The 11,912-nt window shown below is 69.1% G+C and carries 8 protein-coding genes and 1 other RNA gene; 1 reads left to right on the top strand and 8 read right to left on the bottom strand.

Annotated elements, in window-relative coordinates; genetic code table 11:
• Positions 1–22: 22 nt before the first annotated feature.
• Positions 23–1,327 (bottom strand): aspartate kinase, encoded by a 1,305-nt coding sequence (locus QZV84_RS05365; protein ID WP_292826454.1) that lies wholly within the window; start codon positions 1,325–1,327, stop codon positions 23–25.
• A 246-nt stretch (positions 1,328–1,573) separates the two neighbouring features.
• Here QZV84_RS05365 and QZV84_RS05360 point away from each other — a divergent pair, with 246 nt between their 5' ends.
• The gene (locus QZV84_RS05360) at positions 1,574–2,065 is read left to right on the top strand and encodes a hypothetical protein (protein ID WP_292826450.1); all 492 of its coding nucleotides are present in this window, start codon (positions 1,574–1,576) and stop codon (positions 2,063–2,065) included.
• 73 nt (positions 2,066–2,138) lie between these two features.
• On the opposite strand, the gene recR is transcribed toward QZV84_RS05360, so the two are convergent.
• The 7 genes from recR to ffs all read right to left on the bottom strand — a co-directional run.
• Positions 2,139–2,732, bottom strand: a complete 594-nt coding sequence (gene recR / locus QZV84_RS05355) for a recombination mediator RecR (RefSeq protein ID WP_292826447.1) — start codon at positions 2,730–2,732, stop codon at positions 2,139–2,141.
• A gap of 3 nt (positions 2,733–2,735) precedes the next feature.
• Positions 2,736–4,853, bottom strand: coding sequence for a DNA polymerase III subunit gamma and tau (locus QZV84_RS05350; RefSeq protein ID WP_292826444.1), 2,118 nt, complete (start codon positions 4,851–4,853; stop codon positions 2,736–2,738).
• Positions 4,854–4,923: 70 nt separating this feature from the next.
• Complete coding sequence (locus QZV84_RS05345) at positions 4,924–7,440, bottom strand: glycosyl hydrolase family 65 protein (protein WP_292826441.1); 2,517 nt, start codon at positions 7,438–7,440, stop codon at positions 4,924–4,926.
• Positions 7,437–8,222 carry a beta-phosphoglucomutase family hydrolase gene (locus tag QZV84_RS05340; protein ID WP_292826438.1) on the bottom strand — a complete coding sequence of 262 codons (786 nt, stop codon included), beginning with the start codon at positions 8,220–8,222 and terminating at the stop codon, positions 7,437–7,439. Before QZV84_RS05340 ends, QZV84_RS05345 begins: the two co-directional genes overlap by 4 nt.
• 113 nt (positions 8,223–8,335) lie before the next feature.
• The gene (locus QZV84_RS05335; protein WP_292826435.1) at positions 8,336–9,562 is read right to left on the bottom strand and encodes an acetate kinase; all 1,227 of its coding nucleotides are present in this window, start codon (positions 9,560–9,562) and stop codon (positions 8,336–8,338) included.
• Positions 9,559–11,721, bottom strand: coding sequence for a phosphate acetyltransferase (pta, locus tag QZV84_RS05330; protein ID WP_292826432.1), 2,163 nt, complete (start codon positions 11,719–11,721; stop codon positions 9,559–9,561). Before pta ends, QZV84_RS05335 begins: the two co-directional genes overlap by 4 nt.
• A gap of 107 nt (positions 11,722–11,828) precedes the next feature.
• An RNA gene (gene ffs, locus QZV84_RS05325) (signal recognition particle sRNA small type) lies at positions 11,829–11,912 on the bottom strand; the annotation flags it as partial.

Below are 11,912 nucleotides of genomic sequence, written 5' to 3'. Positions count from 1 at the left end.
CCGCTGGAGCCGGGCTGGGAAATCAGCGACCGGTGCCGGCGTGGACGACGGCTTCGGCATCCCCGTCGAGACCGTAGGCCGTGTGCACCACCCGCGCGGCTTCCGCCAGGTCATCCCCACGGACCACGACGGAGATGCGGATCTCGCTCGTGGAGATCATCTCGATGTTGATGCCCGAGACGCTCAGGGCCTCGAACAGCGTCGCCGATACTCCCGAGTGCGTGCGCATGCCGGCGCCGACCACCGAGAGCTTGCCGATCTGGTCATCGTGCACGAGGCTTTCGAATCCGACGTCGCTCTGCTCAGCCGCGAGTGCGCGCAGAGCGGTCGCGGCATCCTCCTTGGGGAGGGTGAACGAGATGTCGGTGCGGCCGGTCGAGGCGGCCGACACGTTCTGCACGATCATGTCGACGTTCGCTCCGGACTTGGCGACGATCTTGAAGATCTCGGCGGCCTTGCCCGGCACATCAGGCACGCCGATCACCGTGATCTTGGCCTGGCTGAGGTCGGTCGCGACCCCGGCGACGATCGGCTCTTCCATCTCTGCTCCTTCGCCCCCGATGGGCAGGTTGACGCCCTTCGGAACTGTCATGCCCTGACCGAGCACCCAAGTGCCCTCGCCTGAACTGAACGTGGATCGCGCGTGGATCGGCACGCCGTGACGGCGTGCGTACTCGACCGCGCGGATGTACAGGACGTTCGCGCCGTTCGCGGCGAGCTCGAGCATCTCCTCGCTCGACACGTGCGTCAGCTTCTGCGCGCGCGGCACGACGCGGGGGTCTGCTGTGAAGATTCCGTCGACGTCGCTGTAGATCTCGCAGACGTCGGCTTGGAGCGCGGCCGCGAGCGCCACCGCGGTCGTGTCGGATCCGCCGCGTCCGAGCGTGGTGATGTCGCGGGTGTCGCGATTGAAGCCCTGGAACCCCGCGACGATCACGATCGCACCCTCGTCGAGCGCTTCGCGAAGCCGCACCGGCGTCACATCGACGATCCGCGCGTCGCCGTGCGTGGAATCCGTGATCATGCCCGCCTGCGAGCCGGTGAACGAACGTGCCTCGAAGCCCATCGAGTGGATCGCCATGGCCAGCAGCGCCATCGAGATGCGCTCGCCGCTGGAGAGGAGCATGTCGAGCTCTCGAGGTGCGGGGATCGGTGCCACCTGCGAGGCCAGATCGAGCAGCTCATCGGTCGTGTCGCCCATCGCGCTGACCGCGACGACCACATCGTGGCCGGCCCGCCGCGTGTCGACCACGCGCTTGGCGACGCGCTTGATGCTCTCCGCATCGGCGACCGACGACCCGCCGTACTTCTGCACGAACAACGCCACGATGAAACTCCCGGGAGCGTCACTCGGGTGACGCGGGTGTGATGACGGACGGGCGAACGGATGCCGCGCCCCAACGCACCATCTTACGGGTGCGCGTCAGCAAATCAGGGGTGTGGGGCGGAGCCCCACAGAGCGACGCGGTATGCCGCCCCCGCCATGCGTCAGGCAGGCGGGACGGCGGCAACCTGTGCGCGCCGAGGTCTGAGTGCGCCGCCCGGCCGGCGTACTCGCGATAGCATCCCGACCATGATCGAAGGTCTCGAGCTGTGGTCGGAGTTCAACGTCGCGATGGTCGGGGCGACGGCAGCCCTGGCGGGTCTGGTGATCGTCGCCTCGAGCGTGAACATCGCCGAGATCGTCAAGACCCGATCGCTGACGGCCCGCCTCGCGGCCGGAATCGCCGCACTCGTGCTCGCGATCGTCGGGTCGGGGATCGGCCTGGTCCCGAACATGTCGCCCGCATGGTTCGGCATCCTCCTCGGGTTCGCGGCTGTCGGGGCGGGCTTCTTCCAGGTGCAGGCGACACGGGCGATCTTCGCCGACCATGACCCGGCGGCTCAGGCGAAGCTCGCCAAGTCGATCTTCGGGTTCCTGCCGATAGCCGCTTACGTCGCCGGTGCCGTCGTCACAACCGTGGGACACCCGGCCGGGCTCTTCCTCGTCGCGGCGGGCTGCATCCTCGCGATCGTCACCGGAATCGTCGTGTCATGGGTGGCGCTCGTCGAAGTGCTGCGCTGAGACCGGAGCAGAATCAGCCGGCCGTGACCGGAGGGATCGCCTGGACGTCGAACCGTTGCGGCGAGACCGGGCATCAGACCGCGCGACGCCCTTCGAACGCGCGACCGAGCGTGACCTCGTCGGCGTACTCGAGGTCGCCGCCGACGGGCAGGCCGGACGCCAGGCGCGTCACGGCGATCTCCAGCGTGTGCAGCAGCCGGCTCAGGTACGTTGCGGTGGCCTCGCCCTCGAGGTTCGGGTTGGTGGCGAGGATCACCTCCTGCACCGTGCCGTTTGCCAGGCGCTGCATGAGCTGGGCGATCCGCAGGTCTTCCGGTCCGATGCCGGCGATCGGACTGATCACGCCGCCCAGCACGTGGTAGAGACCGCGGAACTCGCGCGTTCTCTCGATCGCCGCGACGTCCTTGGCGTCTTCGACGACGCAGATCACTGCGGGGTTGCGCCGCGGATCGCGGCAGATTCCGCAGCGATCCTGCTCCGACACGTTGCCGCAGATCTCGCAGAAGCGCACCTTGTCACGCACTTCGGCCAGCAGTGCCGCCAGCCGGGACACGTCGAAGGACGGGGTCTGCAGGATGTGGAACGTGATGCGCTGCGCCGACTTCGGGCCGATGCCGGGAAGGCGTCCGAACTCGTCGATCAGGTCTTGGACGATGCCGTCATACATGGTCTAGCTGAACCTCGTGGGCGGCTCGTACGGCTCTTCCCGCACGAAGCGCGCGCCGAGCACCTGGCGGACGACGGCTTCGCCATATCGCTGGGTCCCGGCCGACGCCGCGCGGGTCGCCGCGCCGCCAAGGAGCGGCGGCGCGACCACCGGCGGCACGGGCACGTCGGCAGCGGCATCCACGTCGTCAGTGTCGTCATCGTCGTCGAAGTCGACGGACGGCTCGACCTCGCGCACAGGCAGAACGTCGCCCTCGCGCGGCGGAGCGATCGTGGCGATGTGGGCGCGAGCCTGGTCGGCCGCGTCTTCGGGCTCGTCGTCGACCGCGAACTGCGCCACCGCGGTCGGCGGCTCGGGCGCGTCGAGGGGCGGCGCATCAGCATCGGCGGGGATCGCGGCGACCGCCCATTCGGTGACCGGTGCGGCAGCAACGCGCGCGGTGGCGGCCCGCTGCGAACCGACCGGGGTGGGGTGGGGCGGGGTGGCATCGGGGGCGGATGCCGCCGCGGGCGCGGCCTGCGCCGGTCCGGGATCGCCGTCGTGCTTGGCGAGGTATTTCACCCGAATGCCGAGAACGGCCAGGATCGCCTGGCGAAGGTCTTCGCTGGGTCCTGTTCCTGCCGCGAGCTTCTTGAACTTCGCGACATCGGACTGGCTCTGAAACGCGAGCGTGAGCACATCGCCATCGAGTCCGAGGACGCGCGCACCTGAGGCGAGAAGCCACGACGAGCGGCTCATCGCCTCAAGTCGACCGAGCACCTCGGGCCAGGCGTCGCGCATGTGCTGCAAGGTGACCGGACCGCTCGGAGCGGATGCCGGACTCACCGGCTCGGCCGCCGGCAGCGGCGTGCGGACGACGGGGGGCACGTCGGCGGGCGGCGCCTCGGCGGGCGCGACGACCTGCGGTGTGTGCCCGGCCGGGGGGGCACTGCTCGCCGGTGCGGACTGAACCGCAGCCGGCGCCGCGGACGCGCTGGTCGTCTTCGAGGTCGCCGCGGCAGACGATCCGGATGCCGCCGCTCCGGTGTGCGCGAGCACGCGGGCGACCATGAGCTCGAGCTGCAGCCGCGGGGAGGTTGCCCCGGTCATCTCGTCGAGCGTCGCGATCACGAGGTCGGCGGTGCGCGATAGTCGGAGCGACCCGTAGACGTCGGCCTGGCGCATCATGCGCGCGAGCTCCTCGGCGGGCACTCCGCGCAGCACCGCCGCTGCGCCCTGCCCGGTGGCCGCGATCACGATCAGGTCGCGCAGCCGCTCGAGCAGGTCGTCGACGAAACGGCGCGGGTCCTGACCGGTCTGCACGACGCGGTCGACCGCGGCGAAGGCCGCCGCGGCATCCCCTGCGCCGAGGGCGTCGACGACCTCGTCGAGCAGCTCTGCGTGCGTGTACCCGAGCAGCGCGACGGCCCGCGCGTAGGTCACCAGGGTGCCTTCGGACCCGGCGATCAGCTGATCGAGCAGAGACAGCGTGTCGCGCGGCGACCCGCCGCCCGCTCGCACGACCAGGGACAGCACGCCCGGTTCGGCCGTGACACCCTCGGTCTCGCACAGCGTCTGGACATATTCGAGCATCGGCGCGGGGGGCACCAGCCGGAACGGATAGTGATGCGTGCGCGAGCGGATCGTGCCGATGACCTTCTCAGGCTCGGTCGTGGCGAAGATGAACTTCACGTGGTCGGGCGGCTCCTCGACCAGTTTGAGCAGAGCGTTGAAGCCCTGCGGCGTCACCATGTGCGCCTCGTCGAGGATGAAGATCTTGAACCGATCGCGCGCCGGCGCGAAAACTGCGCGCTCGCGCAGGTCGCGGGCATCGTCGACGCCGTTGTGGCTCGCGGCGTCGATCTCGACCACGTCGAGCGACCCGCCGCCGTCGCGGCCGAGCTCGACGCAGCTGTCGCACACCCCGCAGGGCACGTCGGTCGGCCCCTCGGCACAGTTGAGGCAGCGCGCCAGGACGCGCGCCGAGGTCGTCTTTCCGCACCCGCGCGGCCCCGAGAACAGGTACGCGTGACCGACGCGGTCGCCGCGCAGCGCGGTCATGATCGGCTCGGTCACCTGGGACTGGCCGATCATCTCGCCGAACGTCTCAGGACGGTATCGGCGGTACAGAGCGGTCGTCACGCACCCAGCCTACGGCGTGGCTGGGACATGCCGTCGAGGCGCGGAACGCAGGCGTGGACGCGAACCCCGGTCAGGCGTCCGCGCCATGCTCCACATCTGCGGTCGCACCGATGATCGGGATGGCCGTGGTGACAGCGGGAACGGATGCCGACAGCAGTGTGCCGTCCTCGCGTCGCACGTCCGCGAACTGGTTGAGCGACGGCCGGCCCGCGATCACCGGGCCTTGACCGGCGAGCGGCACCACGACCTCGTCGCCGGGCTCGAGCGCGTAGCCGGCACCGCGGACGCTGAACACAAGCGGTTCGCCTTCGCCCGCCGACACCTTCAGCGCGTCGCGGGTCAGCGTCACGCGCAGGGGCATGCCATGCCAGTGCAGCGTGTACGCCAGCTCCGGCCAGTCCGCCGGCAGTCTGGGGTCGAACGAGAGCTCGCCGAAGTGGTCGCGCATGCCTCCGAAACCCGCCACCAGCGCGGTCCACACCCCGCCGGCTGACGCCACGTGCACGCCGTCGGAAGCATTGTGATGCAGATCGCCCAGGTCCACGAAGATCGATTGGCGGAAGTACTCGAGTGCCAGATCCTGATAGCCGACCTCGGCCGCCAGAATCGACTGCACCACGGCCGAGAGTGTGGAATCGCCCGTGGTCAGCGGGTCATAATACTCGAAGTCGGCGAGCTTGTCCTCGGCCGAGAAGTGGTTTCCCTGAAGGTACAGGGCGAGCACCACATCGGCCTGCTTGAGCACCTGGTACCGGTAGATCACGAGCGGGTGGAAGTGCAGCAGCAGCGGCAGCTGGTCGGCGGGCGTGTGCTCGAGATCCCACACCTCGCGCTCCAGGAACACCGAATCCTGCGGATGGATGCCGAGGGCGGAGCTGAATGGGATGTGCATCGCCTCGGCGGCGCGTTCCCAGGCCTCGGCCTCAGCCGGATCGAGTCGGAGCCGGTCGGCCATGACGCGGTACGCCTCGGGGTCGTCCTCGGCCATCTCGCGCACGGTCCGCGCGGCGAAGCGCAGGTTGAACCGGGCCATGACGTTCGTGAAGAGATTGTCGTTGACCACCGTCGTGTACTCGTCCGGTCCGGTCACCCCGTGGATGTGGAAGGACTCCTCACCGTCGCTGTCGTTCGAGCGCCAGAAGCCGAGGGTCGCCCACAGGCGCGCCGTCTCGACCGCGATGTCCACGCCCTCGCGGTGGAGGAACTCGACGTCACCGGTGGCGCGCACGTACTTGGCGAGCGCGAAGCTGATGTCGGCGTTGATGTGGTACTGCGCGGTGCCGGCAGCGTAGTACGCCGAGGCCTCTTCTCCGCTGATCGTGCGCCACGGGAAGAGCACGCCATGCTCGTTGAGCTGATGCGCGCGCCGACGGGCGGCCGGAAGCATGAGGTACCGCATCCGGATCGCATTGCGCGCCCACAGCGGCGTGGTATAGGCGAGGAACGGCAGAACGTAGATCTCGGTGTCCCAGAAGTAGTGACCGCTGTACCCCGACCCGGTCACGCCCTTGGCGGGCACGCCCTGTCCGTCAGCACGCGCGGCGGCCTGCGCGAGCTGGAACAGGCACCAGCGGGTGGCCTGCTGCAGGTCGTCGTGGCCGCTGATGCAGACGTCGGAGCGGTCCCAGAATCCGTCCAGCCAGACGCGCTGGCGCTCGTGCTGGCGCTCCACGCCCTCGATCTTGACGCGGTCGAGCGTCCGCCGGCAGCGGTCGACGAGCTCACGCGTGGGCACGCCGCGGGAGGTGTGGTAGCTCACGAGCTTGGTCACCCGGATCGGCACCCCGGCCCTGGCCTGCACGCGGAACACGTTCTTCGCGATGTCAGGCTCGACGAGGGTGCGAACGTTGTGCTCGTTCTCGGTCTCGATCACGTGGTCGGCGACGACCGCGAGCGTCATGCCCGAATCGGTCACCCGGTACGACAGCGCGCAGCGGCCGCCGTCCTGCCAGTACTCCTCCGGCTGCAGCACGCGCTCCTGGATGCGTTCGGCCTTGCGCGGGTCGAACCCGCCCTTCTTGGTCGCGCTGAGCATGCCGCCGTAGACGTTCTCGCCGTCCTGGCGGTTGACCACCTGGCAGTTGACGGTCACCGGCGCATCCGCGTTGAGCACCGTGATCTCGAGGCGGAGGATCGCGAGATGCTTCTCCTCGAAGGAGACGAGTCGGTCGTCCTCGATCAGCACGTCCTTGCCCGAGGGCGTGGTCCATCGCACCCGTCGGCGCAAGACACCGGCGCGCATGTCGAGCACGCGCTCGTACTCGCGCACGTCCGCAACATCCAGCGACAGCGGCTCGTCGTCGACATAGACCCGCATGATCTTCGCGTCGGGCGCGTTGATGATCGTCTGCCCGACCTCGGCGAAGCCGTACGCCTGCTCGGCGTGACGGATCGGGAATGTCTCGTGGAAGCCGTTGATGAAGGTCCCGTGCTCCTGCGCGAAGCGTCCTTCGATGAGGTTGCCACGCAGGCCCAGGTAGCCGTTGCCGACCGAGAACAGGGTCTCGGTCACGCCCACGTCCTCGATCGAGAAGGAGTTCTCGACGAGACACCACGGGTGGACGGGGAACCGGTCGCGGTCGATCATGCGGACTTCTCCTGGATGTCTGAGCGGTCGGCGTCGGGGAGTGGTGAGGGACCGGTGACCAGTTCGGCGAGGTCGTTCACGACCAGGTGCGCGCCGGCCTTGCGCAGCTCGTCCTGGCCGGTGCCGCGGTCGACACCGATCACGAGCGCGAAGCCTCCCGCGGCGGCGGACTGGACTCCGCTGATGGCGTCTTCGACCGCGACGCTGCGCGCCGGGTCGACGCCCAGCATCCGCGCTCCCTCGACGAACACGTCGGGTGCGGGTTTGGAGGCGAGGTGGTCGCGCTCTGCGATCACGCCGTCCATGACGACTGTGAAACGCTCGCGCAGGCCGGCCGAACGGAGCACCTCTTCGGCGTTCTTCGAACTCGACACGACGGCGGTGGGGATGCCGGCCGCCTCGAGCTCGTCCAGCAGGGCGACCGAACCCGGGTAGGCCACGATACCCTCGGCGCGCAGCACCCGTGAGAAGACCTCGTTCTTGCGGTTGCCGATGCCGCACACCGTATCGGCGGACGGATCATCCGACGGGTCGCCCCATGGCACCTCGACGTCGCGGCTGCGCAGCAGACTCGCGACGCCGTCGTAGCGCTTCTTGCCATCGAGGTGATCGAAGTAGTCGCGCTCGGTATACGGCGGCTCGATGTCCCACGCCGCGAAGAGATCCTCGAACATCGTCTGCCACGCGTGCATGTGCACCTGCGCGGTGGGCGTGAGCACGCCGTCCAGGTCGAACAGGACCGCGTCGTACGCGCTCAGGTCGGGCAGGGAGTCATCGGCCACGCAGAAACCTCCGGGCGAGGGTGAATGTGAGGGCTCGGCGCCTCTTCGTGCCGCCCTGCCAGCGTAGTGGGACACGCTCGGATGCGGTAACGCGGTGGGCGCGCCGATCGGGTTCAGACTCCGGCCGCCTGGAGGGTCTGTCGCGCGATCTCGAGCTCTTCGTTCGTCGGCACGACAAGCACGCTCACACGGGACGCATCGGTGGAGATGACACGGATGCCGCGGCCCCGCGCTTCGTTGCGCTCGGGGTCGACCTCGACGCCTGCGAAGCGCAGCGTCGTGAGGGCAGCGGCCCGCACAGCGGGGGTGTTCTCGCCGACCCCGGCGGTGAAGGAGATGACGTCCACGCCGCCGAGCTGGGCGAGGTAGGCCCCCGCGTACGCGCGGAGACGGTGCACGTAGACCTCGAACGCGAGCAGCGCACGGTCATCGCCGCGCAGGATGGCCTCGTCGATGTCGCGGTAGTCGGACGACCCCGACAGGCCCAGCAGACCGCTTCGCTTGTTGAGCAAGTCGTCGAGGTCGTCGATCGACATGCTCGCGCGACGGGCGAGATGCAGCAGCACGGCCGGGTCGATGTCTCCGGAACGGGTGCCCATGACCAGCCCCTCCAGCGGCGTGAGCCCCATCGAGGTCTCGACCGAGCGTCCGCCGTCGATGGCGGTGACCGACGCACCATTGCCGAGGTGGAACACGATCTGGCGGAGTTCGGCGAGCGGCCTGCCGAGATAGGCCGCGGCAGTCTCGCTCACGAACTTGTGGGACGTGCCGTGGAAGCCGTATCGGCGGATGCGGTGCTGCGCCGCCAGCTGCGAATCGATCGCGTACGTGTATGCCGCCCGCGGAAGGGTCTGGTGGAACGCCGTGTCGAACACCGCGACGTGCGCGCGGTCGGGGAACGCCTTCTTCGCGGCGATGATCCCTTCGAGGTTCGCCGGATTGTGCAGCGGCGCGAGCACCGAGAGCTCGCCGATGTCGATCTCCACGAGCGGGGTGATGATCGTCGGCTCGAAGAACCGTGCGCCGCCGTGGACGACCCGGTGCCCCACCGCGGCCGGCGGATTCTCCTCGAGCGAGGGGCCGTTCTCAGCGAAGGCGTCGAGCATGACGGCGAACCCCGCGGTGTGGTCGGGGATCGGCAGTTCGCGTTCGTACGTCGCGCTGAGCATCGTCGCCGCCGGCCCGTCGGTCGGGGGCGCGAAGACCGTGTGGGTGGAGCGACCGGCCGGCTCACCGATGCGCTCGACGAGCCCCGATGCCAGCACGCTCTCGGCATCCATGTCGATGAGCTGATACTTGAACGACGAGGATCCGCTGTTTACGACCAGTACGACACTCATGCGACGCCCTCGCCGGGCGTCGGGGAGGCTTCGTCCTGGGCCTGGATCGCCGTGATCGCGATCGTGTTCACGATGTCATCGATCAGCGCGCCGCGCGACAGATCGTTGATCGGCTTGTTCAGACCCTGCAGCACCGGTCCGATCGCGACAGCGCCCGCGGAGCGCTGGACCGCCTTGTACGTGTTGTTGCCGGTGTTGAGGTCGGGGAAGATGAACACCGTCGCGCGGCCGGCGACCTCGGAGCCGGGCATCTTGGCCGCGGCCACGGCGACGTCGGCGGCGGCGTCATACTGGATCGGTCCCTCGACGAGCAGCTCGGGAGCACGCTCGCGCACGAGGGCGGTCGCGGCGCGGACCTTCTCGACTTCGACACCCGAGCCCGACTTCCCCGTCGAGTACGACAGCATCGCGATGCGAGGCTCGATGCCGAATTGCGCGGCCGTGGCGGCGGACGAGATCGCGATGTCGGCGAGCTGCTCCGATGTCGGGTCCGGGATGATGGCGCAGTCGCCGTACACGAGCACGCGGTCGGCGAGCGCCATCAGGAAGACCGATGAGACGACCGAGACGCCGGGCTTGGTCTTGATGATCTCGAATGCCGGGCGGATGGTGTGCGCCGTCGTGTGCACCGCGCCCGAGACCATGCCGTCGGCGAGGCCGAGGTGCACCATGAGCGTTCCGAAGTACGAGACGTCGGTCACAGTGTCGGCTGCCTGCGCGTACGTGACGCTCTTGTGCGCGCGCAGGCGCTCATACTCCTGGGCGAAGCGCGCGACGTGAACGGGCTCGAACGGCGAGAGCACTTCGGCGCGCTGGATGTCGATGCCCAGCTCGATCGCGCGCGCGCGCACCTCGAGCGGCTCGCCGAGGATCACCAGGTCGGCGATACCCCGCTTGAGCACGGTCGCAGCCGCGCGCAGGACCCGGTCGTCGTCGCCCTCGGGGAGCACGATGCGCTTGCGCTGGGCGCGGGCGCGCTCGATGAGCTGGAACTCGAACATGAGAGGTGTCACGACTCTCGCCCGGGCGACGCCGAACGCGCGCAACAGCTCATCGGTGTCGACGTTGGTCTCGAACAGCGTCAGAGCGGTGTGGTAGCGGCGCTGCGAGTCGGCGGCGAGCCGTCCACGCGTGGTCATGATGCGCGCCGCGGTCTCGTACGTGCCGAGGTCGGTCGTGATGATCGGCACTTTCGAGCCGAGTCCGTCCAGCAGCCGGGTGACCGGCTCGGGAAGCTCGAAGCCCCCGTTCAGGACCACGCCGGAGATCGACGGGAAGGTGCCGGACGCGTTCGCCAGGAGCGTGGCCAGGAGCACTTCGGTGCGGTCGGATGCGATGACCACGACCGCGCCTTCGAGCAGGCGCGGCAGCACGTTGACCATCGACATCCCGGCGATCACCACGCCGAGCGCCTCACGGGTCAGCCGGTCGGGGTCTCCGGAGAGCAGCTCTCCGCCGACCGAGCGCATGATGCCGCGCATCGACGGTGCCACCAGGTAGCGGTCCTCCGGGATCGCCCACACCGGCACCTTCTCGTGGGCGGGTCCCAGCCACGCCGCGAGCGACCGCTCGATCGCCGCGATCGCGTCGGGTGCGCAGTCGGGGTCGGCGCGGTTCGCGACGACGGCGAACAGCTCGGCACGCCCATGTGCGAGCTCGGCGAGCGCGAGGTCGGCGATCTTCCCCATCTCGACCGCAGTGCGCGGCAGCGACGAGCCCAGCAGCTCGGGCTGCGTCTCGTCCCGCGCCGATCGGCCGCCCAGCACGAGAAGCACCGGTGCGCCGAGGTTCGCGGCGATGCGCGCGTTGTAGGCGAGTTCTGCGGGACTGCCGACGTCCGTGTAGTCGCTTCCGACCACGACGACGGCGTCGCACTGGGCCTCGACGGCCTTATACCGCTCGACGATCGCCGCGAGCGCGGCCTCCGGATCGGTGCGCACGTCGTCGTAAGTCACGCCGATGCACTCGTCGTAGTCGAGATCGACGCCGTCGTGCGCGAGCAGCATCTCCAGCACGTAGTCGCGCTCCACGGTCGAGCGGGCGATCGCGCGGAAGACGCCGACCCGGGAAGTGGCGTGGCTGAGTGCGTCGAGCACTCCGAGTGCGACGGTCGACTTGCCCGAGTTGCCCTCTGCCGAAGTGATGAAGATGCTCGCCACGGGCTCAGCCTACGGGCGCGATGACGGTCGGCGTCAGGCTCGGGGTCAATGAGCGTCGAGGATGAATCTCCCGTTCGCACGGTGACGGCCTCGGCGCCGCGCCCCGGAAGAAGAAGACTCTCCGCGAACCCGGCAGAGCCTGGTTACCCTTGCTACGTTTCCGTCCTGGGGGAGTTGGCCTGGATGCCGCC

Origin of the sequence: Microbacterium sp. (assembly GCF_011620715.1) — a bacterium.
In the GTDB taxonomy this organism is placed as follows: domain Bacteria; phylum Actinomycetota; class Actinomycetes; order Actinomycetales; family Microbacteriaceae; genus Microbacterium.
This window is presented reverse-complemented; position numbering and strand designations above follow the sequence as displayed.

Bases quoted from the DNA above. Each gene is read 5' to 3' on its own strand.
- QZV84_RS05360 (WP_292826450.1), top strand. From the start codon at position 1,574: ATGATCGAAGGTCTCGAGCTGTGGTCGGAGTTCAACGTCGCGATGGTC.
- QZV84_RS05335 (WP_292826435.1), bottom strand. From the start codon at position 9,562: ATGAGTGTCGTACTGGTCGTAAACAGCGGATCCTCGTCGTTCAAGTAT.
- QZV84_RS05345 (WP_292826441.1), bottom strand. From the start codon at position 7,440: ATGATCGACCGCGACCGGTTCCCCGTCCACCCGTGGTGTCTCGTCGAG.
- recR (WP_292826447.1), bottom strand. From the start codon at position 2,732: ATGTATGACGGCATCGTCCAAGACCTGATCGACGAGTTCGGACGCCTT.